This is a genomic window from Natronorubrum halobium, from assembly GCF_051351675.1.
Lineage (GTDB): Archaea > Halobacteriota > Halobacteria > Halobacteriales > Natrialbaceae > Natronorubrum.
Window position 1 is genome coordinate 1 of the sequence record NZ_CP195595.1, and the last position, 22,213, is coordinate 22,213.

Annotated in this window: 23 protein-coding genes; 6 read left to right on the top strand and 17 right to left on the bottom strand. The window is 63.0% G+C overall.

The features are described 5' to 3' along the window. The first annotated feature begins 63 nt into the window (after positions 1-63). The 3 genes from pan2 (at position 64) to ACSFC7_RS00015 (ending at position 2,676) form a co-directional block, all read left to right on the top strand. Positions 64-1,296 (top strand): proteasome-activating nucleotidase Pan2, encoded by a 1,233-nt coding sequence (gene pan2, locus ACSFC7_RS00005; RefSeq protein ID WP_436345610.1) that lies wholly within the window; start codon positions 64-66, stop codon positions 1,294-1,296. A 352-nt stretch (positions 1,297-1,648) separates the two neighbouring features. Further along, on the top strand, positions 1,649-2,128 hold the full coding sequence (locus ACSFC7_RS00010; RefSeq protein WP_436345611.1) for a pyruvoyl-dependent arginine decarboxylase: 480 nt from the start codon (positions 1,649-1,651) through the stop codon (positions 2,126-2,128). A gap of 149 nt (positions 2,129-2,277) precedes the next feature. Beyond that, complete coding sequence (locus ACSFC7_RS00015) at positions 2,278-2,676, top strand: DUF5811 family protein (protein WP_436345612.1); 399 nt, start codon at positions 2,278-2,280, stop codon at positions 2,674-2,676. Between the two features lie 462 nt (positions 2,677-3,138). Here ACSFC7_RS00015 and ACSFC7_RS00020 read toward each other — a convergent pair whose 3' ends face one another. From ACSFC7_RS00020 to ACSFC7_RS00030, 3 genes are all read right to left on the bottom strand, one after another. Beyond that, positions 3,139-3,531: a DUF6276 family protein gene (locus ACSFC7_RS00020; RefSeq protein ID WP_436345613.1), complete on the bottom strand. Its 393-nt coding sequence runs from the start codon at positions 3,529-3,531 to the stop codon at positions 3,139-3,141. A gap of 19 nt (positions 3,532-3,550) precedes the next feature. Further along, complete coding sequence (locus ACSFC7_RS00025) at positions 3,551-4,297, bottom strand: V-type ATP synthase subunit D (protein ID WP_436345615.1); 747 nt, start codon at positions 4,295-4,297, stop codon at positions 3,551-3,553. Between the two features lie 86 nt (positions 4,298-4,383). Continuing rightward, positions 4,384-4,587 carry a zinc ribbon domain-containing protein gene (locus ACSFC7_RS00030; RefSeq protein ID WP_436345616.1) on the bottom strand — a complete coding sequence of 68 codons (204 nt, stop codon included), beginning with the start codon at positions 4,585-4,587 and terminating at the stop codon, positions 4,384-4,386. 62 nt (positions 4,588-4,649) lie between these two features. On the opposite strand from ACSFC7_RS00030, the gene ACSFC7_RS00035 reads away from it, so the two are divergent. After that, positions 4,650-4,910 carry a hypothetical protein gene (locus tag ACSFC7_RS00035; RefSeq protein WP_436345618.1) on the top strand — a complete coding sequence of 87 codons (261 nt, stop codon included), beginning with the start codon at positions 4,650-4,652 and terminating at the stop codon, positions 4,908-4,910. A gap of 103 nt (positions 4,911-5,013) precedes the next feature. Here ACSFC7_RS00035 and ACSFC7_RS00040 read toward each other — a convergent pair whose 3' ends face one another. The 10 genes from ACSFC7_RS00040 to ahaH form a co-directional block, all read right to left on the bottom strand. Beyond that, positions 5,014-6,627, bottom strand: a complete 1,614-nt coding sequence (locus tag ACSFC7_RS00040; protein WP_436345620.1) for a long-chain-fatty-acid--CoA ligase — start codon at positions 6,625-6,627, stop codon at positions 5,014-5,016. 124 nt (positions 6,628-6,751) lie between these two features. Then, complete coding sequence (locus tag ACSFC7_RS00045; RefSeq protein ID WP_436345622.1) at positions 6,752-7,681, bottom strand: DUF7382 domain-containing protein; 930 nt, start codon at positions 7,679-7,681, stop codon at positions 6,752-6,754. A gap of 148 nt (positions 7,682-7,829) precedes the next feature. Continuing rightward, positions 7,830-9,251 carry an ATP synthase subunit B gene (locus ACSFC7_RS00050; protein ID WP_436345623.1) on the bottom strand — a complete coding sequence of 474 codons (1,422 nt, stop codon included), beginning with the start codon at positions 9,249-9,251 and terminating at the stop codon, positions 7,830-7,832. Between the two features lie 2 nt (positions 9,252-9,253). Further along, positions 9,254-11,017, bottom strand: coding sequence for an ATP synthase subunit A (locus tag ACSFC7_RS00055; protein ID WP_436345625.1), 1,764 nt, complete (start codon positions 11,015-11,017; stop codon positions 9,254-9,256). Between the two features lie 6 nt (positions 11,018-11,023). Next, positions 11,024-11,350 carry a V-type ATP synthase subunit F gene (locus tag ACSFC7_RS00060; RefSeq protein WP_436345626.1) on the bottom strand — a complete coding sequence of 109 codons (327 nt, stop codon included), beginning with the start codon at positions 11,348-11,350 and terminating at the stop codon, positions 11,024-11,026. Further along, the gene (locus ACSFC7_RS00065) at positions 11,347-12,411 is read right to left on the bottom strand and encodes a V-type ATP synthase subunit C (RefSeq protein WP_436345628.1); all 1,065 of its coding nucleotides are present in this window, start codon (positions 12,409-12,411) and stop codon (positions 11,347-11,349) included. The genes ACSFC7_RS00060 and ACSFC7_RS00065 overlap by 4 nt, the downstream gene beginning before the upstream one ends. Beyond that, complete coding sequence (locus ACSFC7_RS00070; RefSeq protein WP_436345630.1) at positions 12,408-12,989, bottom strand: V-type ATP synthase subunit E; 582 nt, start codon at positions 12,987-12,989, stop codon at positions 12,408-12,410. The genes ACSFC7_RS00065 and ACSFC7_RS00070 overlap by 4 nt, the downstream gene beginning before the upstream one ends. 24 nt (positions 12,990-13,013) lie before the next feature. Beyond that, positions 13,014-13,277 carry a hypothetical protein gene (locus ACSFC7_RS00075; RefSeq protein ID WP_436345632.1) on the bottom strand — a complete coding sequence of 88 codons (264 nt, stop codon included), beginning with the start codon at positions 13,275-13,277 and terminating at the stop codon, positions 13,014-13,016. A 5-nt stretch (positions 13,278-13,282) separates the two neighbouring features. Next, on the bottom strand, positions 13,283-15,487 hold the full coding sequence (locus ACSFC7_RS00080; protein ID WP_436345634.1) for a V-type ATP synthase subunit I: 2,205 nt from the start codon (positions 15,485-15,487) through the stop codon (positions 13,283-13,285). Beyond that, the gene (ahaH, locus tag ACSFC7_RS00085) at positions 15,474-15,806 is read right to left on the bottom strand and encodes an ATP synthase archaeal subunit H (RefSeq protein ID WP_436345635.1); all 333 of its coding nucleotides are present in this window, start codon (positions 15,804-15,806) and stop codon (positions 15,474-15,476) included. Before ahaH ends, ACSFC7_RS00080 begins: the two co-directional genes overlap by 14 nt. A gap of 158 nt (positions 15,807-15,964) precedes the next feature. Between ahaH and ACSFC7_RS00090 the strand changes: the two genes are divergently transcribed. Then, positions 15,965-16,588 carry a methyltransferase domain-containing protein gene (locus ACSFC7_RS00090; RefSeq protein ID WP_436345637.1) on the top strand — a complete coding sequence of 208 codons (624 nt, stop codon included), beginning with the start codon at positions 15,965-15,967 and terminating at the stop codon, positions 16,586-16,588. 86 nt (positions 16,589-16,674) lie between these two features. Here the strand turns inward: ACSFC7_RS00090 and ACSFC7_RS00095 are convergent, their stop codons facing one another. Together ACSFC7_RS00095 and ACSFC7_RS00100 are read right to left on the bottom strand one after the other, a co-directional pair. Then, on the bottom strand, positions 16,675-17,238 hold the full coding sequence (locus ACSFC7_RS00095; RefSeq protein WP_436345639.1) for a type IV pilin: 564 nt from the start codon (positions 17,236-17,238) through the stop codon (positions 16,675-16,677). Between the two features lie 47 nt (positions 17,239-17,285). Next, positions 17,286-18,548 (bottom strand): DUF7096 domain-containing protein, encoded by a 1,263-nt coding sequence (locus tag ACSFC7_RS00100; RefSeq protein WP_436345641.1) that lies wholly within the window; start codon positions 18,546-18,548, stop codon positions 17,286-17,288. Positions 18,549-18,919: 371 nt separating this feature from the next. Here ACSFC7_RS00100 and ACSFC7_RS00105 point away from each other — a divergent pair, with 371 nt between their 5' ends. Then, a complete protein-coding gene (locus tag ACSFC7_RS00105) occupies positions 18,920-20,092 on the top strand; it encodes a helix-turn-helix transcriptional regulator (protein WP_436348032.1) in 1,173 nt (390 codons plus the stop codon). Between the two features lie 37 nt (positions 20,093-20,129). Here the strand turns inward: ACSFC7_RS00105 and ACSFC7_RS00110 are convergent, their stop codons facing one another. Together ACSFC7_RS00110 and ACSFC7_RS00115 are read right to left on the bottom strand one after the other, a co-directional pair. Then, positions 20,130-20,933, bottom strand: a complete 804-nt coding sequence (locus ACSFC7_RS00110) for a hypothetical protein (protein WP_436345643.1) — start codon at positions 20,931-20,933, stop codon at positions 20,130-20,132. 266 nt (positions 20,934-21,199) lie between these two features. Continuing rightward, positions 21,200-22,195, bottom strand: coding sequence for a radical SAM protein (locus tag ACSFC7_RS00115; protein WP_436345645.1), 996 nt, complete (start codon positions 22,193-22,195; stop codon positions 21,200-21,202). Positions 22,196-22,213 lie beyond the last annotated feature (18 nt).

Sequence of the window (22,213 nt, forward strand, 5' to 3'; positions counted from 1 at the left end):
TTCGAAAACCGTCCGGGACCCAAAGGCACATTTATCGTCGGGGACTTACCAGCGTACGTCAGGATGTCTCGAAGCCCGTCTATCCCAGACCGACCTCACCGCGATATCGATCCCGATCTCCCCGACGACGAGCGGTTCGAGGCGCTCCGCGGGCACTTTACGGATCTCGCGGAGGTAAACGAACAGCTTTCCGAACAACTCGAGGAGGCCGAGGAGCGGCGCCAGGACCTCCACGACCGCGTCGACCGCGTCGAACGCGAAAACGAGACGCTCAAGAGCTCCTCGCTGTACATCGCCACCGTCGAGGACGTCCTCGAGAGCGACGAGGTCATCGTCAAACAGCACGGCAACAACCAGGAGGTGCTCACGGACGTCTCCCCGCGCATCGTCGAGGAAGTCGATCCCGGCGACCGCGTCGCGGTCAACGACTCCTTCGCGATTCAGACGGTGCTCAACGCCGAGACCGACGCGCGCGCGCAGTCGATGGAGATCACCGAGAAGCCGGAAGTCACCTACGACGACATCGGCGGGATCGACGAGCAGGTTCGCGAGGTCCGCGAGGCCGTCGAACAGCCGCTCGCCGAACCCGAACTGTTCCACGAGGTCGGCATCGAGCCGCCGAGCGGCGTCCTGCTCTACGGGCCGCCGGGGACCGGCAAGACGATGCTCGCCAAGGCCGTCGCCAACGAGACCGACGCCACCTTCATCAAGATGGCCGGCTCGGAACTCGTCCGCAAGTTCATCGGCGAGGGCTCCCGCCTCGTCCGGGACCTCTTCGAGATGGCCCGCGAACGCGAACCGGCAATAATCTTCATCGACGAGATCGACGCCATCGCCACGACGCGGACCGAATCGAAAACCTCCGGCGACGCCGAGGTCCAGCGGACGATGATGCAACTCCTCTCGGAGATGGACGGCTTCGAAGCCCGCGGTGAGATCCGCATCATCGCCGCGACCAACCGCTTCGATATGCTCGACCGCGCCATCCTCCGCCCCGGCCGGTTCGACCGCCTCATCGAAGTGCCCGAGGCCGACCGCGACGGCCGCGAGCAGATCCTCGAGATTCACACCCGGAACATGAACGTCTCCGACGAGGTCGACTTCGGCAACCTCGCCGACGACACCGACGGCTACTCCGGTGCCGAGATCGAGAGCCTCACCACCGAAGCCGGCATGTTCGCCATTCGTAACGACCGCGAGCAGGTCCACCACCAGGACTTCGTCGAGGCGCTGGAGAAGATCGAGAAAGACGACTCGAGCGACGTCATCTCCTCGGCCGGCTACTTCTATCAGTAGGGCTTCGGTTTCGTTCGTAGCGCCGTTACAGTGCCGTATTCTGAGGAGACCGTTCCGATCCGGATAGTGCCGACTCGTTACGTGAGACGATCGAGCCGCGTGCGGTGGCGCGCGCTGGCTGCGAGGCGCGACCGGCGGGAGCGCCTCGAAAGGCGAACGGCGCATGCCGTGAGCCAGTGAGCGAATCGGTTGGGGAGGACGTGGCACTCAGCGTTGCCAGCGCGAGCGGGACACGTGTCTTTGGTAGAGTCGAGTCTGTTCGAAAAACACTCCCGCTGTCTCGAACGAGTTCTCGATCACCTCGCTAGCACAGGATCGCAACGCCTTACGGCGTCCGTCCCCGAACGCGAGTATGAGCACGATTCGAGTCGTCTGGGGGGCCGCATCCGGCCCCACGGCGATGTCCTCCTACGACGCCGCGCTCGCGGACGCCGGCGTCGAGAACTACAACCTCGTCTCGGTCTCCTCCGTGATTCCGGCGGACGTGAACGTCGAAGCCGTCGGCACGGCCCCGGACCTCGGCCCGGCCGGCGAGCGACTGACCGTCGTCGAGGCTCGAGCCACCGTCGCCGGCCCGGGTCGCGCGAGCGCGGCGCTCGCGTGGTCCCAGTCGGTCGACGACGGACCGGGGCTGTTCTACGAGACGGCGGGCGAGACGGACCGCGCAGACGTCGAACGACGCGTTCGCGAGGGACTGAGCGCGGGTCAGGAGCTTCGGGACTGGGAGTTCACCGAGCCACGAGTCGCCGTCGAGAGCACGCAGGCCGAGTCAGGCACGCACACGACGGCGCTCGTCCTCGCCGTCTACGGCGAGAGCGAGCCGATCTGTTGAACGATGCCGATCGATCGCGGCCGAACGGGACCGAGCACTGCACCGTTCGCCGTGGACGGCCTCTCGATCGAGTGTACGCAACCCGCTCGGATTGTCCGAAGGCGAATCCTTTTGACCCGTCAGCGCATTGCTACCGGCACACACATCTTATGAACGGAAATACGCCGTACGCAGGGCTGCCGGGAGAAACGGGTGCTGGTCAGCGTGCCGCGGCGGACGTTCCGGACCTCTCGAGGGATCAGAAGCGACTACTCCACCGTGACGTCTCGCGAATCGCTGCCCGCACTCGCGAGTTCCTCCCCAGCGAGTACGTCGTCGACTCCGACATCTCGAGCGGGATGACCGGTCCCCAGGTCACCGTCGCCGTCCGTCCGCCGGTGGGCCACGCCGTCAGCGCCGGGTTTACGCCGGACCTCGAGGACGTCGCGGCCGGCGAGGAGGTTATCACCGCCGACGAGCGGAGCGAGGTCGCCCGCGGACTGGCCGCCAGCGCGGCGTTGCAGGTGAAACAGGCGGTCAACGACAACGTGACGCCGACCGGGAAGTAGTCGCGGTTCTGTTGGGTTTCGAGTACGTTCACGGCACGAGTGTACTTGCCGAATCTGCTTTCGCAGAGACTATCGTAGCCACTGAAAGTCAATGCACACCTGATCGCAGGACGGCGTTGCGATCAGTGTGTAAATCGTTTCAGTTGTTACGATAGTGGTGAGATTGAGCGAAGTGCTCATACTGGCGGCGATGATTTCCACGTCCTCCCCAGCCGATTCGCTCGCTCGCAGGCTCGCTCCCTCATCCACAGGAAGACGCTTCGCGTCTCCCACGCCTTCGTTCACGAGTTCACGAAGACCTCGCACGACTTCGAGCCGTGGTTCACTCGTCGCTCACCACGGCTCAGCGCACGCCACCGCACGTGGTTCGATCGGTCCGAAGTAGTTCGTCTCTCACCTGTACTGAACGGATACTCCGCGACCATCTTTCAGAGACGGATTCGACGACCGTGCTCAACGAGATTAGTACAACAACTGCTCGAGCTGATGCCGTCGCCGCTCGAGATCGATCGCCGGCTCGAGTTCGGGGTCGTCGACGAGCCGATCGAGCACCAGCAGCGGATCCGTTCCCGCGCGTTCGACCGCCTCGAGCAACTCCTCGATTGCGGCCCGGTTCGTCGCGAGCGAGGAACACAACTCCACCGTGAGCGCGAGCGGAATCGCCGCCTCGCCCGTCGGAAACGCGTTACTCACGCGTGTAAAGTCGGGCTCCTCGAGCACCTCGTCGTCCGCCGGCTCGACGGTGAGACAGCGCGTACAGCACGTCGCCGCCGGCGACTGCGCCGGTGCGTACTCGCGGTACTCTTCGGGGATAGAAAACGCGATCGCCGGTGCGCTACAGGCAAAACAGGCCATCTGAGAGAGTGAAAACCGATCAGTCGCCGCCCGGAACGCCACCCGCAGTCGACTGCTCCATGTCGGGTTCGGCCGTGCCCGTCTCTTCGTCGGCCGTTTCGGCCTCCGCCTCGGCCTCGGCCTCGCGCTCCGCTTTCTCCTCGGCTTCTTTCTTCTCCTTGATCTTCTTCAGGCGGAAGGTCTCCTCGCGTTCTTGCTCCTCGAGTTTCTGCTCGATGTACTCCTGGTTGTCGTAGAGGTCGGGGAGGAGTTTGAACTCGAGGGCATTGACGCGCCGTTTGGTGGTCTCGATCTCGCGGAGCATCTTCTTCATCGCCGTCTCGACCTCGGCGGCGAGGATGATGCTCTCCAGCAAGTCCTCGTAGGCCTCGGCGGCCTCGTCGATTCGGGCGGAGGTCCCCATGATCCCGTAGCCGCGCTGATCGAGGCTCTTCGAGACGCGAGAGGACTCGATCTGCGGGACGACGACGCCCATGATGTTCTTCGACTCGGTGGTGATCTCGGGGTGTTCCTGGAGTGCGGCGGCGGCCCCGCGGACCGCGACGTCGCCCTCCATGGCCCGAGCCATGTTGATCTTCTTCTGGGCGTCCTCGTAGTCCTGTGCGAGGTCACCGCGAACGTCCTGGGCCTTGTCCAGGATGTCCATGAACTCCATGATCAGCCCGTCCCGTTTCTTCTCGAGCGTCCCGTGCCCCCGCTCGGAGAGTTCGATCCGATCCTCGATCTCCATCAGGTTCTTGCGGGTGGGCTTGACGTCCTTGGCCATCTTGTGGGGGGATTACGCCCCCAGTCGGATAACTGTTTACAGTTTCCCTGACTGCTCTGGGCGACGGCTACCGCTCGAGCGCAAACTCACCCGAGGAAGAGATCGACCATGGTCCCCGACGACTGGCCCCGATACAGTTCGGAGTAGCCGCAGTTGGTGCAACTGATCACCATGAATTTCCGATTCTGGATGTCGAAAAACTTCGATAACCCGGTACCGGTCGTCGAAATCTCGTCGATTTCGGTTTCCGTGTGGTCACACTTGGGACAGCCGTGATTTTCGTCCTTCATACGTTCCGATTCCTGTCACCCAATAAATTCTTTGTGTCTGGGTCTCGAGCGACAACGTACCCATGTTCGGTCTCGTCTTTCTCCTCGTCCTCTTGTTCGCCCTCGTGATTCCACTCGTTCTATGGCTGGCAATCGACAATGAAACGTCGAACCCGACGGTCGTCGATCGTTCGGACGCGGAACAACTCGCGAAAGAACGTGGCGGACGGGGCGGATCGCGGTCGAGTTCGGGTGCGGACGCGGCGAGGACCGACCCTGACGAACAGGGAACAGAATCGGGATGGGGAACGCGTCCGGACGACGCCGACCGCTACGATCGGTAGCGGTACCTACCCTCGGCACCGAAGGCGCCCTGATCGTCGACGGCGCTGCGGGGCGTCTGCTCGAAGAGGGCGACCCGTGCTCCCGTTCACGACTTGACGGCTGTCATCCCTGCCCGACCATTCGCTCTTCGTCTTCCCACTCCTCTTGCCTGAGTTCGTACTTCTGGATCTTGCCGGTCGCGGTCGTCGGTAATTCGTCGACGAACTCGAACCGCCGGACTGCCTTGTAGCCCGCGAGGTTCTCGCGAGTGAACCCGAAGAGTTCCTCCTCGGTGACGCCCGGATCGTCGGGATCACCGTTCGCGGGGACGACGTACGCCTTCGGCGTCTCGCCCCACTCGTCGCTGGGGACCGGGATGACGGCGACGTCCGCGACCGCGTCGTGATCGAACAGCGTGTCCTCGAGTTCGATGCTCGAGATGTTCTCGCCGCCGGAGATGATGATGTCCTTCTTGCGGTCCTGGATCGCGATCATGCCGTTCTCGTCTATCGTCGCGAGATCGCCGGTGTGGTAGTAGCCCTCGACGCGGTCGGAGAAGGCCTCCGCGGTCGCCTCGGGCTTCTCCCAGTACTGTTCCATGATCTGGTTGCCCCGGACGACGATCTCGCCCAGCGTCTCGTCGTCGCGAGGGACGTCGGTTCCCTCTTCGTCGACGACGCGGATCTCGGTTCCAAGGAAGGCCAGACCCTGTCGTTTCTTGATTCGGAATCGATCGTCGCTGTCGTCGTCGAAGTGTCGGCGCGCGTCGGCGGTAGTGATCAGCGGCCCCGTCTCGGTCGCCCCGTAGACGTGTTTCATGTACCAGCCGAACTCCTCCTCGACGGTTCGGATCGTCGCCTCGGGCGGCGCGCTGCCGGCGGTCGCCAGCCGAACGTCCGCCTCACCGGTCGTCTCGGGTTCGTGATCCTCGTAGTGGCTAGTGAGCATGTTCAACACCGTCGGCGCGCCGCACATGTAGGAGACGTCCTCGCTCCGAACCGTCTCGAAGATCTCCCCGGCGTCGATACCGCGCGTGCAGACGTGTTTCGCGCCGATCCCGGTCACCGAGAAGATGTGTCCCCAGCCGTTCGCGTGGAACATCGGGAGCGTCCAGAGGTAGACGTCGTCGTCGGTTATCTGCTGGTGGGCCACCGTGAGGTAGGCGTGGATCGTCTCGCAGCGATGGGTGCGACAGACGCCCTTCGGATCGCCCGTCGTCCCCGAGGTGTAGTTGATCGTGATGATCTCGTCTTCGGCCATCTCGGGGCGGTCGTACTCCGTCCCGGCGTCCTCGAGCACGTCGTCGAACTCCTCCCATTGACCCTCCACCGCGTCCGAATCGTTCGTCACGAACGTCTCCGTCTGCACCTCGTCGCGGATCGCCTCGATGTTCTCGGCGTAGTCGTAGTCCGCGTAGATCGCGTCGACGCCGGCGTCCGACAGGATGTACTCGAAGTCGTCGGGTGTCAACCGATAGTTTAGCGGCGTGTGAACCGCGCCGAGTTGCATGATTCCGTAGGCGGCCTCGAGGTGGTAGTGCGTGTTCGGATCCAGGACGGCGACCCGATCGCCCTTCTCGATGCCGCGTTCCTGCAGCGCCGCCGAGAACCGATCGGCGCGCTCCCCGAGTTCGTCGTAGGTGAACCGCTCACCCGTGGTGGCGACCACCGCCTCGTCGTCGCCGTAGTGCGTCCGCGCCCGGTCGAGAAACTCCGTCGTGAGCAATGGTTTGTGCATACATACCACACCAACCGCTCCTTCATCGGGGATACGTACAGAAGTTTCGGTCGGAATAGGACGTCTTCTGGCTCGAACGGCAGTGACGGGCTCCGGATCGATAGAACCCCTGCAGAATCCGCCGTCAGTCTCTGACGACCCGAACTTCGGGGTTCGGCTGCTCGTCGAGATAGTTGCTGTCGGACGGCGGCAGGACGTCCAGTTCGATCGTGCCGATATCCTGGTCTTCACGAAGCGACTGGCGGCCGTCGAAGTTCAGCACCGCCTGATGATCCTCGAGGTCGTCGTAGGACCCCTCGAGGTCGTCGTCGACGACTCCCGCGTCTGCCCGCAGGGGACCGTCGAGTTCCGCAGACCCTTCGCTGGCGATCACCGTCGCATCTGGGACCGCATTTCCGTTCTCGTCGAGCACCGAGACGACGACCGCTGCAGCCTCGCCATCTGCGTCCGCGTCGATGATCTGACCGTCCTCCGCGATTTCGACCGTCACCTCCGCGTCCTGTACGGCGATATCGACGACCCCGGCGTACCACGTCCCGTCGATCTCGACGGCGAGTACGTCTATCATCTCCGATACCGTCTCCCCGTCGGTCTCGAGGTCGAGGTCGTAGGTGAGCCACTCGCCGTCCGTCACCTCGGCGTCCAGTTCGTCGTCGGCCTCCTCGATCACGTTGTGGTCGTCCGTCGACTCGGCACAGTCGGCAGCCGCGAGCTCGTAGCCGTCGACGGTCTCGGCGAACCGGTTCTCGAGGTAGTCGACGAAGTAGTCTCGGTCGTACGACTCGAGATACTCGTATGGGTAGTACTCACCGGCTTCCTCGAACTGCCCGTCGAACGTCGACTCGAGGAACGCGGTCCCGGCCTCGCAGGCGGATATCTCGCTCTCGTCGCCGTTCTCGTCGTCACCGCTTTCGGGTCCGCTTCCGGCGTCGGACGAGTCGTCACCGTCGTCCGATTCGCCGTCGAATTGGTCGAGACAGCCGGCAACGCCGATCGTCAGACCGCCAGCCGTCGCCGTGGAGAGCAGTCGTCGCCGTGAAATGCGATCGTCCATATCGAAACGTGTTGTTCAGTATGAAATAAATATTGTCATGTGCTTCGAACGGGCAATGCCCGGTTCACCGTGTGCCGTCCGAGACGGCCGATCGGCTATTCGGAGCGCGAATCGAGGGAAACGGAACAACAAAACGAAACCGCGGCGATCAGTCGGCCGAAACTTCGGCGGCTTCGGTCTCGTCTTCGCGGTAGTGCTCCTCGATGAGGTCCTCGCCGATCCGGTTGAGGGACTCCTTCGGGAGCTCCGACAGGAGGTCCCAGCCGAGTTCGATCGTGTCGTCGATCGAGCGGTTGGTGTCGTACCCCTGCTGGATGAACTCCTCCTCGAACCGATCGGCGAAGTCGAGGTACTTGTTGTCGAGTTCGGACAGTGCCTCGCGACCGACGATGTTCACGAGGTCGCGCAGGTCCTCACCCTCCGCGTACGCGGCGTACATCTGGTCGGAGACGTCGCCGTGATCGCCGCGGGTCAGCCCCTCACCGATCCCGTCGTCCATCAGCCGGGACAGGCTCGGCAGGACGTTGATCGGCGGCTCGATCCCCTGGCTGTTGAGGTCCCGATCCATCACGATCTGGCCTTCCGTAATGTAGCCGGTCAGGTCCGGAATCGGGTGGGTGTCGTCGTCGCCGGGCATCGTCAGGATCGGAATCTGCGTGACCGATCCGTCCTTGCCCTCGATTCGACCGGCGCGCTCGTAGAGCTGTGCCAGGTCGGTGTACATGTATCCGGGGTAGCCACGTCGGCCCGGAACCTCCTCACGTGCGGCACCGATCTCACGAAGCGCCTCACAGTAGTTCGTGATGTCGGTGAGGATGACGAGCACGTGGTAGTCCTTCTCGAAGGCGAGGTACTCCGCTGTCGTCAGCGCGAGTCGCGGCGTGACCGTCCGCTCGACTGCGGGGTCGTCCGCGAGGTTCATGAAGACGACCGAGCGCTCGAGCGCGCCGGTCCGCTCGAAGTCGTCCATGAACTCGTTCGCCTCTTCCTGGGTGATCCCCATCGCGCCGAAGATGACTGCGAACTCCGAGCCCTCGTCGTCGTCGCCCGCTTCCTCTTCTTCCGGCACGGTCGCCTGCCGGGCGATCTGGAGTGCGAGGTCGTTGTGTGGCAGTCCGGAGCCGGAGAAGATCGGCAGCTTCTGGCCGCGAACCAGCGTGTTCATGCCGTCGATACCGGAGACGCCGGTCTGAATGAACTCCTCGGGATACTCCCGGGAGTAGGGGTTGATCGCCTTGCCGACGATGTCGATGCGTTCGTCGGGGACGATCTCCGGGCCGCCGTCGATCGGGTTCCCGGACCCGTCGAGCACCCGTCCGAGGAGATCCTCGGTGACGGGCATCTTCATCGTCTCGCCCAGGAATCGAACGGACGCGTTGCGGTCGATACCGCCCGTCCCTTCGAACACCTGAATCGCGACGACGCCTTCGCTCGATTCCAGCACCTGTCCGCGAAGCGTTCGTCCGTCGTCGGTTTCGATCTCGACGATTTCGTCGTAACCGACGGGTTCGTCGACTTCGGCGAACACCAGCGGGCCGCTGATCTCCGTGATTGTTTGGTACTCTTTCATCGTTAGTACTGGCTTCTGATCTGCGATTCGATATCCGATTCGAGTTCGTCGATGAACTCGTTCCACTCCTCCGCCGTCGCCATCCGGTTCAGTCGCGGGAGGGCGTCGGCTTCCTGGATCTCCTCGACCGGGACGCCGGCCTCGAGCGCCTCGAAGGCCTCGTCGTTGAACGTCCGGATCGCCTGGAGCATCCGGTAGGTCTTCTTCGGGTCGCAGTAGGTGTCGACGTCGTGGAACGCGTTCTGCTGGAGCCAGGCTTCACGCAGGTAGCGTGCGACCTCGAGGGTCAGCTGCTGGTCCTCCGGCAGGGCGTCCTTGCCGACGAGCTGGACGATCTCCTGCAGTTCGGCCTCCTCGTCGAGGACGTCGATCGCCCACTGGCGAACCTCCGGCCAGTCCTCCGCGACGTTGTCGCGGAACCAGGGGTCGAGCTGCTGTCGATACAGCGAGTACGACTCGTTCCAGTTGATCGACGGGAAGTGCCGACGCTCCGCGAGGTCGGCGTCCAGCGCCCAGAACGTCTTGACGATACGCAGGGTGTTCTGCGTGACGGGTTCCGAGAAGTCACCGCCGGGCGGCGAGACGGCACCGATCGCCGTCACCGATCCCTCGTCACCGTTGAGCAGCTGGAACTTGCCGGCGCGCTCGTAGAACTCCGAGAGCGACGCCGCCAGATACGCGGGATACCCCTCTTCGCCGGGCATCTCCTCGAGTCGACTCGAGATTTCGCGCATGGCCTCCGCCCACCGGGAGGTGGAGTCGGCCATCAGCGCGACGTCGTAGCCCATGTCGCGGAAGTACTCCGCGATGGTGATCCCCGTGTAGATACAGGATTCGCGGGCTGCGACCGGCATGTTGGACGTGTTCGCGATGAGGCACGTCCGGGACATGAGCGGTTTGCCCGTCTGCGGGTCTTCCAGTTCCGGGAAGTCCTCGATGACCTCGGTCATCTCGTTGCCGCGCTCACCACAGCCGACGTAGACGACGATGTCCGCGTCGGCCCACTTGGCGAGCTGGTGCTGGGTGACCGTCTTCCCGGAGCCGAACGGACCGGGAATCGCGGCCGTCCCACCTTTCGCGATCGGGAAGAGACCGTCGAGAATTCGCTGTCCCGAGACGAGGGGGATCGTCGGCGTCTCCTTCGTGTCTGCGGGACGGGCCTCGCGAACCGGCCACTCCTGGTGCATCGTGATCGCTTCGTCGGAGTCGAGTTCGACGACGGTTTCGTCGACCGTGAACGAGCCGCTCTCGGTCGACGTCACCTCGCCGCCCTCGTAGTCCGGCGGGACCATCACGCGGTGCGTGATGCTCTCGGTCTCGGGTACTTCACCGACGACGTCGCCGGGTTCGACCGAGTCGCCGGCCTCGACGGTCGGGGTGAACTCCCACTCCGTCTCGAAGTCGATCCCGGGGGCGTCGACCCCCCGGTCGAGGAACGCCGTCCCCATCTTCTCCTCGAGCACGTCGAGCGGGCGCTGGACACCGTCGTAGATGGCATCCAGCACGCCCGGTCCGAGGTCGACGGAAAGCGGTTCGCCCGTGTTCTCGACGGGTTCGCCCGGGCCGACGCCGGAGGTTTCTTCGTAGACCTGAATCGTGGTCAGGTTCCCTTCGATCTCGATGACCTCGCCCATCAGCCCTTCGTCACCGACGTAGACGACGTCGTTCATCCGGGCGTCGAGGTCCGCGGCGGTCACGACTGGACCGCTCACGCTTTCGATTACACCGTCTTCGTCGACGGTCTGGGTGTCTTCTGCCTGGCTCATAGTTTGTTATTCGTCTTCGTCCATCAGGTCGATACCGATCGCACGCTTGATCTGGTCGCGCAGTCCGCCACCACCGGTTCCGCTGCCGATCGTGACGACGACCGGCTCAACGCTCGTTTCGACGTTCTGGCGGACGTTCCGCGAGAGGAACTCCATATCGTCGTCGTGCATGACGACGATCCCGACGCCGTCGTCGTCGAGGACGTCCGTGACGGCGTCGTCGAGTTCGGACGTCTTCTCGTCGTCCGGGACGTTCTCGAAGCGACGGACTCCCGCGAGGCGGAAACCGGTCGTGAACTCCGGACTGCCGATGACTGCGATTTCCTGACTCATAGGATCACCAGCTCCTCTTCGATCTCGCTTTCCTCGAGGCCGACCTCTCGACCGCGAGCGATCGCACGGATGTTCTCGACCTCGCGCTCCTTGGCGAGGATGTACGACAGCACGGCCGAGATCGAGGCCGGGTAGATGCTCGAGAGCGTATCCGCGTACTCGAGCAACGCAGCGTCTAGTGCGTGCTCGAACTGGATAAGGCTGTCAGCTTCGCGCAGCCGATCCAGGGCCCCGGACAGCCGGTCCCCGTACCGTTTGTTCTCTGCGATATGCTCGACGAGTTCGTCCTCGTTGCCGATGAGACGGCTCAGTTCCGCCTGGTCGAACAGGACGCCGCCCTCGATGTAGTAGGCCGCCGGGTCGAGGTTGGCGCCGCTCCGTGCGAGGCGCAACGCATTCCGGAGGTTTCGGAAATCGATTTCCGCCTGCAGGAACTCGATGTAGAGCGCTTCTGCCCCTTCCTCAGGCTCGCCGTACTGCTGGCTGACGTCCTCGAGCAGGTGCTCGTAGAACTCCCGGTCCAGGGCGTTTTCGATAGGGACGAGTGCGCCCGTCTCTTCAAACTCCTCGTGGGCCGCGGAGAGGGGCTCGTAGTAGATCGTCCGGTTGAGGACTTCGATCGCGTCCTCGATCGCATCGACCTCGAGCAGACGGTCGATCGTCGACTCGTCGAGTTCCCCGGCCATAATCAGGTCCGTCCGGATCTCCTCGGGATCGGATTCGGTGTAGATCCCGCGGATAATCGTCTTCAGGTTCCAGACGTCGAACTTCCGGAGGTACCGGGAGATGAGGTCGTAGAGTCGCCCCTCCGACCAGTCGAGTAAGTCCTGGAAGTGCTTTGCGAGATTCCGGTTCAGGGCGTACTCGATCAGGTCGACGCCCGAGAATCGGGCGCCGAGCGCGTTGATCTCGCGTTCGTACTCTGTCTCCTCCATGAACCGTGCGATCTCGCTCGGCCCCATCCGGATAAGCTTCCGATAGTCATCGTCCGCGAACAGCGAGGCTCGGCGTGACCGAACGCGAGCGTTCACGTATTCCGGATTCGAGGCGCCTACACTCATTGTTCGAAGAGTCTGTTGCTGATATCCCGGAGGTTGTCTTCCCAGACGTCCTCGAGTAGCGAGTCGAACGTGTTGTTGACCCGGACTCGAGACTGGCCGCTCTCGACGACGACGCCACCGAGACACTCGTACTCGCCGGTGTACTCGTAGCCGTTGTAATCGTCGAGGATCGACGTAATCAGTTCCTCGTCGCTGGCGCGGCCGTAGACGTTGACGTCGTCGCCCTCGTCGAACTCGTCGCTCGCTGCGTCGAGGAGGGTTCGCGTCAGTTCCTCGCGGGTCTCTCCCTCGAGGGCGGCGAGCTCGTCCTCGACCTGTTCGCGAACGTCGCCGAGGACGTCACGGCGGGCCTCCAGGCGCTTCTGTTTCGCCTCCAGTTTCGCACTGGAGAGTCGCTGTTCATGCAACTGTTCTATTTCACGCTCAACCTCTTGCTCTGCGCTCGCAACAATCTCCTCGGCCTCCTCCTCGGCGGCCGATTCAATCTCTTCGGCGCGCGCTTCGCCCTCAGCGCGGATGTCCTCCGCACGCGCGTGGGCCTCTTCTCGAATGTCTTCTACGACTGTGTCTAAACTCATTGGTGAGAGAAGGGGACGCGGTTGTTAGACGATGAAGACGACGACCAGTGCCAGAATCACGAGCGTCTCTGGTAGGACGGTCATGATCAGGCCTGGGACGAACATGTCGTCGTCCTCAGCGATCGCACCGACTGCGGCCGCTCCGATTCCGCGTTCGGCGTAACCGGCACCGAGCGCGGCGAGTCCGACGGCCAGGGCTGCGGCACCAGGGCCGGTGAGAGATGGCGATTCAGTTGCTTCTCCGTTCTGCAGTACGACATTTGCCAGTTCTGCGATTTCAAGTTCCATTGTATTCAATCCTCGCTGTGATTTCGATCGTGTCCGAACGGTTCGTAGTTCTTTCCACCGCCCTCATAAAACTTCCCAAAGAACTCGACGTACTCGAGTCTCACACCCTGTAATCCGGCACTTGTGATACCAAGCAGCAAGACTACGATGTGTCCGACTACTAACATGATGAGGCCGAAGACGAGCGCGATCGGACCCATGTGGATCAGGCCTTCGAACATCACTTCGCCGGATTCGTGGGTGTAGTCAGTCCATGGGGCGAGGAAGGGTCGCGTTCCCTCTTCGGTCTCGACGCCGCCGAACACCAGCAGGTTGACGACGAACGCCATCCCGCCCTTCGCGAGCAGGACTGCCGCCATTCGGGCGTAGGAGACGCCGTGTGCGAACGGAATCGCGAACTCCGCGAGTTCGACGGGATCACCAATTGCGAGTAGCACGATCCCGACGAGGATCATCACTACTGGAAGGGTGAGTTCGAATCCGCCGGCGATCGGCAGGTCGACCAGCGTCATCATCGGGAAGCTGCTGAACCCGAAGTTGAACGCCGCGCCGTCGAAGATTTCGAACAGGAAGTCGGGCTTCGCGCTCGCTCCCTGCGGCGTGAACACCCAGATCCAGAGCCCGTTGAGCATCAAGATCCACGAGCCGCTGTGGGTGATCGCCCCCCAGAGACCGTGGCCGTGCTGGATATTCTCGATGAAATCCAGGATGTACGCGATGTTCAGGTGGATCACGCCGAGCAGGACGCTCACGACGACCCACGTGAGAGCGAAGTTCTCAGTCGCGGGTGAGAGGCCCTTGTCTTCCATCGGCGGATGACCATCGAACAGGATGTAGCCCAGTTCGTGGAGGCCGAAGATCTCTCCGAACATGATGCCGAAGAAGATCGTGAACGCGCCCGCCCACATCGCGACGCCGCCGAGACTCGTGATCCCGGGGCTGTCGAAGCTCTGGTACATGTAGAAGCCGATCAACACGTACAGGAGCCCGTACCCGACGTCGGCGATCATGAAGCCGAAGAACAGCGGGAACGTCAGGAACAGGAAGATCGTGGGGTCGAGTTCATTGTATTTCGGTCGGTTAACCGCTTTCACCAGCGCTTCGAACGGCTTCGCTGCCGACGGATTGTCTTGAATCGTCGGCGGCTGATCGTTCATCGTCACCGCCGTGCCGCCGTCGGTGACGGCCTTTTGCTGGCCGTCCTCCGACGCCGCCTCTTCGTCGTCTTCTGCGGCCGGCGCACCCTGCTGGATATCCTCCGTGTGGGTCTTGCCGTGGCGGTCGTAGCTCGCACGCTCGAGCTCTTCGACCTCGACGCTGTCACCGACGGCGTCGTTCAGATCGGCGACGAATTCGTCGTACCTGTCGCTCGGGATCCATCCCTCCGCGATGAACGCGCGATCCGTCGTCGCGAACTGCAGCGGCGCCTCCGCCTGCTGGACCTCGATGGTCAGCTCTTCCTCCACGCGCAGGAGGAAGCCGGCTTCGTTCGTCTTGATCTGCTCGAGTTCCGCGTCGATATCTTCGACCTCGTACTCGAGTTCGCGTTTCCGTTCCTCGAGGTCGTCGACGTACGCACTCGGCGCCTGGTCGGTCTCCGGCACCGGGTGCCGGGTAAACTCGACGCCGACGAGCGCGTCGTCGGTCGGATTCGAACCGGCGTCTTCGGTGGGCGCAGCCACGATGGCCACGATGTCGCCACCGGTGAACGTCTCGTAGGCTCGAATCTCCTCGGACGCGGCGACGGCGTCTTCGACCTGGCCGAGCGGCCCTTCGCCGACGACGACGTCGACCGTCTCGTACCCCGACAGGAGGTCGAGGTCGATTCCGAGCTCCGCGAAGGGAGCGACGCGACCGATCTTTTCCTCGACCTGTCGGAGCTCCTCACGGATCTCGCTGCGCTGGTCGTCGAGTTCGTTGACCCGCGTTCGGATCTCCTCGACACGCTCCTCCCAGTTCTCCTCGAGGGTCCCCGGCTCGGCCTCGTCGGCCGACAGCTCCAGGGTACTCTCGAGGGCGCGGACGGTCACCAGTTTCTCGGAGGCGTCGTCGGCTCCTTCGATGGGGTTCCCGTTGTCGAACCCCTCCCAGGTGCCGTCGTAATCCGAGAGGTGAACCAGGTTCAGTCCGTGTACCGTCTCGATGACCGCGGGCATGACGCCCTTGGAACCGGCCACCGAGACCTTGCTCATCCGTTCAGGTCTGAGCATGGACGTCCTCCTGGAACAGTTCGACGACGTGGTCCGTCACTTCGTCGACCCGATCCTGGGCACGTTCGGCTAGCGCCGCACGCTCCTGTTCTCCTTCCTCGAGGACGCGTTCGCACTCCTCGTCGATCTCGTCGCGCGCCGTTTCGAGCCGGCGCTCCTTGAGATCCCGCGCTTCTTGTTCCGCTTCCGTGCGAATCTCCTCGGCACGTTTCCGGGCCTCGGCTATTCGCTCGTCGCGGTCGTTCTGTGCCAATGCGACGATCTCGTCGGCTTCCTCCTCCGCCGACTGTATTCGTTCGAGAACCTCTGGCCTCGGCATACTCTAAGCGGGTGGACGTTTACAAGGGCGCGTATATGGTAGTTGCGAAAGTCATCCGGAAATACCCTCCCCAACCGCGTCGGTCCGTATCGAGTAATCACGTTTCGTGACCGACGGGAACAGCAGACATATCCCGATCCGGATAAAATCCACCCCTAATGGGAATCCTCGAGAACAAGGCCCGAGCCCGACTGTTCTACAAGTACCTCTCGCAGGTCTACGATCAGGTCAATCCCTTCATCTGGAACGAGGAGATGCGAGCCGACGCCCTCGAACTGCTCGACTTCGAGGACGATACGACCGTTCTCGACGTCGGCTGTGGCACCGGCTTCGCGACCGAAGGACTGCTCGAGCACGTCGACGAGGTGTACGCCCTCGACCAGAGCGAACACCAGCTCGAGCAGGCCTACGCGAAGTTCGGCAAGCGAGCGCCGCCGGTCCACTTCCACCGCGGCGACGCCGAACGACTGCCGTTCGCGACCGACACCTTCGACGTCGTCTGGTCGTCGGGATCGATCGAGTACTGGCCGAACCCGATCCTCGCGCTCCGGGAGTTCCGCCGCGTCCTGAAACCCGGCGGCCAGGTGCTCGTCGTCGGTCCGAACTATCCCGACAACCTTCTCGCACAGAAGCTCGCCGACTCGATCATGCTCTTCTACGACGAGTACGAGGCCGATCGGATGTTCAAACGGGCCGGCTTCGAGGACGTCAAACACGCGTTCATGGGCCCCACCTACGAACCGGACGTCGCGATCACGACGATCGGTCGCGCACCGGAGTAATCACTGGTTACCGACTCGCCCTGTCGGTCTACCGGCGGAGCAGGCCGAGTGCCTCGGGGCTTGACCCCGAGGCGGTTCACACGTCGTTACGTCGCCGTCGTCTCGAGCGTCGCTACCCGAGATCCGTCGACGACGAGCGTGACGGCAACCGCATCGCCGGACTCGATCGTCGGATCGTTCGTGTCGGCGACGGTGACGCCCGCGCGTTCCCCAGTCCGCCACTCGGAATCGGACTTCGAATTGAACGGCCCCGTCGGTGAGCCGTCGAACCCCTCCGCGCCGACGAACGGCACCGGCGGTTGGTTCGCCAGTTCGCCGCCGTTTACCGTGATCCGCATCGACAGCTCCGTCACGTCGATCGCATCGCCCTCGAGGTGGTCGAGTACCACCCTCGCCTCCTCGCCGTCGACCGCGAGGTCGAACGCCGCAGTCGGCCCGCCGGACTCGAGTGACCACGTACTGGCACCGACTGCGACGATAGTTGCCAGCAAAACGGTCACCGCGAGTAGCGCGAGAACGCCGACGAGTCGGCTGACCGCCCGACCGCTGAAGCCGGATCTCGTCCAGTTACTACAATCCGTGCCGCGGCAGCCGCTTCTGTGATGGCAGTTTCGGTCGGAAATCGACGGCCCACTCGGGCGACGTGACACGCCCCATCGTGGCCGCTCGTTCCAATATAAAGGTGCGGCTCGGCCAACTACGGTCGGGTATTCGATGTCTCCGTGTCGACGCTTCCGGAGTCCGTTTCGACCGTCACGTGGTACTCGCCGAGTGGCGGCAAGAGCCACAGCGTGCCGTCGTCGTCGGTCTCGCCGAGTACTTCACCGTTCATCGAAACCGTCGCACTCTCGGGTTCGCCTGACACCATGTCGGTCACCCTCACTTCGACCGGCCCGTTGACGGGCGTCTCCGTGAGCGTGAGTTCGAGGCCGTCGTTGATCCACGATTCGCTGTCGTCTTCGGGCAGTGAGTCGAGTGCGAGTTCCTGGGATTCGCGGTAAACCTCGCCGGTCCCGCCGTCGAGGTAGACCTCGAGATGGTTCCGATCGTCTTCCATTTCGACGAAATAGAGGTGCTGCTCGCCGTAATCGTTGAAGCTCGACCAGCTCTGTTCACCGCCCGCCCACGGATAGTGCTCCGTTGCGGCCTCCATCGTCTCGGAGTTCGAGTACTCCTCGAACTGGTTCTCCGCGGATGTGTTTCGGTTGTCGAACCGAACCGTCTCGAGGACGTACATATCTCCCTCGATCATCGAGAGGCTGTAGCCGTTTTCTGACGTCTGGATTCGGGCGTCCGGCTGCTCGTCCCAGCCGGAGGATTGGCTCGCCTGATCGAGGGACGCTCGGAGTGAGGTCTGATGCAGGTCGAGCGCCGCTTTGTCGGCTCGGACCTGCTTGTTCGACAGCCCGTAGCCCGGAATCGCATCCGTTCTGTCGTTATCGAGTTCGTCCAGTGCGTCCCACAGCACCGCTGCCTCGTGGTAGTTGCGCAACAGCGTCTGTATGAGCTCGGTATCGGTGCTGTCACCGGCTGCGTGATCTTGAACGGCCTCACGCTCGCGCTCTGCGAGCGCCTCGGTTCGCTCGCTGATCCGGTTGTCGGCCTCTCTGACCATGTTCTTCCGTTCGTCCGCCGTTGCGTCGTCGAACTCGCTGTCGACGATGGTGTACTGTTCGTGATCCACCCTGAGGTGATCGTCTACACTGGCGAGTGCCAGCCCGAGATCGGTTCCGTAGGTGGTGCGTTCGTCCCTGATCTCACCGGAAAGCTGGAGACGGTTCGTCGTGTCCTCTGCTTCGACCGGCGACGAGGAGGCTTGCTGGAGGGTTAGCTGCTGGAACTGCGAGTCGGGGGCGTCGCGTGTCGCGTCGTCGGCTTCCGGCCCCACCGCGATGACGGGCATCGCGAGAAGCGAAGTGACGAGCAACATCGCGAGAACGACGGGTGTCGCACTGTTCATCGCCCCACCGTATGGTCTCCTGATACAAAAACTGGTCGCACCTGTGGAGGGAGCGCCTAACGGGCGTTTTCGGTGCTGATACCGGAGTTTCCACCCGATAGTAACGCGTTATTTTCCGATGGAAAGTGTTTTTTCCCCGGGGAAACCACCGGTTGGTACGCATGCGGTTATCCACCGCGATTACATTTGCCCTCACAGCCCTCCTCGTGATGTCCTCCGTGGGGGTGGTGGCCGCCGCGCCGTCGGCGTCCCCGCACGACCCCACACCGACGGGTACCGACGCTCCCGCGTCGACCCCGGACGCTTTCACTCCCTCGGTTTCGGCGTCGGACACCCCGCAGTCAGCCTCATCCGCGGATCTGTCTCCATCGCTGACTTTCGAGGATCCACCCGCGGCAGCCGGTGCGAAACAGGTGCTACGGATCGAGATTGACGACAACGGCGATGCCCACTGGTCGATCGAGAGCCGCTTCATCCTGCCTGACGACGAGTCCGTCGACGAGTTTCGCGACTACGCCGAGGCCCTTTCGGCGGGCGAACGCGACCCTAACGTCGATCCCCGGCAGTTCGAACACCGCGCGAGCGAGGCCGCGGATCGAACCGACCGTGAGATGACGATTCGAGACGCCGGCTGGGACGACTCCCGCGTCGAGTCCGTCGACGACGTCGACGATGTCGACGGGGAAGCGATCGATACCGAGGAGGGCGAAGAGGTTCGCGTCGGTACCATTACGTACTCGCTTACCTGGACCAACTTCGCGACGGTCGAGAACGACCGACTCTACGTCGGTGACGCCTTCCAGACCGACAGTGGCGTCTGGCTCTCGTTGAACGAGATGCAGCGCCTCGTCATCGAGTATCCGAACGACTACGCCCTCGAGACCCCCACACAGCTCGACTGGGACGGTTCTTACCAGTTCAGCGACCACGAACTAGAGATCGTCTTCGTCCGCAGCAGCGGCGGCAGCGGCGCCGGGCCCGCCGGCGGCATCTCGAACTGGCTGATCGGTGGCGTCGTCGGAATCGTGTTCGTCGTCGCCATCGGGAGTTATCTCCTCGCTCGTCGAAACCAGGGGATCGACGTCCCCTCCCCTCTCGAGCGCCTTCCGAATCGAATCACCGAACTCGGCCCCTTCGGATTCCTCACTCGCACACGTTCGCGGACCGTCGCTCGAGACGGGCCAGACGAACAGGGCGGTGCAGCAGACACTACCGGCGGTACCGTAGTTCAGTCGGGAGCCGATGGTCCGGGTGCGGTCGACGAGCCGATGGACGCCGCCGGAACGCGACTCGAGTACGAAGAGACGCCCGACGACGAGATCGATCCCGAACTGTTGAGCGACGAGGAACGCGTCCTTCGGATGCTCACGCAGAACGGCGGCCGGATGAAACAGGCCTCGATCGTCAAAGAGACCGGCTGGTCGAACGCCAAGGTCTCCCAACTCCTCTCGCAGATGGACGAGGACGGCGACATCGAGAAACTCCGGATCGGTCGGGAAAACCTCATCACGCTCCCCGAAGTCGATCCGACCGAACTCGATTGATCGGTTCGAACCGCCGGTTTCGATCGGCCGGGACCACTCAGCGCTCGTCCGTCTCGGAATCGGTATCGTCCTCGGTGTCGGGTTCCGTTTCTGAATCGTCAGCGTCGTCGGTATCGCTTTCCGTTTCCGAATCGTCAACGTCGTCAGCGTCGTCAGCGTCGCTTTCCGTTTCCGAATCGTTAGCGTCGTCGACATCGCTCTCCGTCTCCGGATTGAAGTGGATGTCCGTGCCCACGGAGGCATAGATGTCGTCCCAGTCTTTGTCCTCATCCATCAGGAAGACCTCGACGGTCAGCGACCCCTCGCCGAACTCTTCGATTCCGGCCGGCCGAACCTCGATATGGTACGTGCCGTTTTCGTCCATCTGGACCTCTCCCGTGCGTTCGACGAGCTTCTGCTCGTCTTCGTTGATCTTGACGAAGAAGTACGGCTCGCCGATCACGTCACCGTGTTCCGGCGGATCGACGTTCTCCATACTGGTGTTGGCGACCACCTCGAGGTTGAAGTTCGAGTAGCCCTCGCCGTCCTCGGCGGGCTCTTTGTCGACGAACTCGACGGACTTGATCCGATCCTCGCGCTCGTCTTCCAGCGGTCGGTTCGGTTCCTTCGGCGGATGCCACTCCGCGTCCGCGGTCTCGTCTTCGTCGTCCGTCGCCGGTTCATCCTCCGCGTCGGAGTCGCTCGTTTCGTTGTTGTCGCCGCGTTCGTCGGGGTCCGCGTCTTCGAGTTCGACGTCCGACTCGTTCGACGGCTCGTCGGGCTGTGTCCCCCCGATGGAACCACACCCCGAGAGGACCACGAGGAGGGCAACCGCAACGACTGCGAGTGTTCGGAATTGCATCGTAACCGATTCGTCCGGGGCAGTCCCCATTACTACACCCTCGATAAGTAGCTGGTCCCCCGTTTTCCGCTAGACCGCACTGTAGAGCCTCGATAATGGCGATCTTCCACTATTGAACGCAGCGAAACGGTCGTTATCGTCTGCCCAATCGATTCGAATCGCCGGCCGCAACCGGTTTGCTCATCGAGTTCCTGACTTCGCTCATCCTCCTCGAAAAATCTGACCTAAAAGCCGCTCGTTCACTCCGTTCGCTCGCGGTACGTTACTTACGCCAGCGGCGTCCGCTCGACGACCTGCCCGTCGTACGTCGGATACTGCTCGACGATCTCGCCGTCCTCGAGATCGCCCTCGTCGATCATCTCCTCCAAGAGCCACCAGGCGATCTCGACGTGGTCCGTCTTGACGGTGTAGAACTCCTCGGGGACGCCCAGCGCTTCGAAGCGCTCCGGATCGGCGCGGGTCTTCCCGTAGACGAGCGTGCCGTCGTCGGTGATGTCGTCGAACTCCCGACGAATGTTCCGCGCCATGCGCTTCAGGCGACGGCGGTGCTGGGCGGCGTCCTTGAACACGGAGGTACAGAAGTAGACCCGTTCGTGGTCGCCCATCACCTCGAGGATGTCCTCGCGGGAGCCTTCGACGGCGCTCATGTGATCTTCCTTGAGTTCGAAGCCTTCCTCCTGCATCCGGCGGTAGTTCCCGTCGCTCATCTCGAACTCGTTGACGTTACAGAAGTCGGCCGCGCCTTCGTCGAGGAACTCGAGGAACTCCGCTTCGGCGCGAATGCCGGGGATTTCGAACGCCGGGGTGAGCCCTTCTTCGCGGGCAATGTAGAGAATCTCCTCCCACTCGGTGCCGTGGAGATCGCCCCACTGCTCGAGCGGCGGGTGGAACCGAATCTCGTCGAGGCCGGCTTCGGAGAGGCGGCGCATGTTCTCGCGACCACCCGGAATACCCGTATAGAGGTGGGTGTGATGGTCTTCGCCGAACTCGTCTTTCAGCAGTTCGAGGTAGTGACAGGTCCGGTCGAGGGCCTCCTGCGGTTCGCCGCCGGTGATCGACGTGCCGAGCGCGTCCATCCGGTGGGCCTCCGTGAGAACGTCCTCGTCGCTCTCGACGAGTCGCTCGTTGGCGTAGACGTCGGTGACGTTCTTGCGGTTCTCGCCGAGCGGGCAGTAAAAGCAGTCACGCTGGTCGCAGTAACCGTAAACGAACAGCACCATCTTGCCGCCTTTCGCGCACTGCTCACAGCCCTTCGAGATCATTCGAGGAAACGTAGCGGG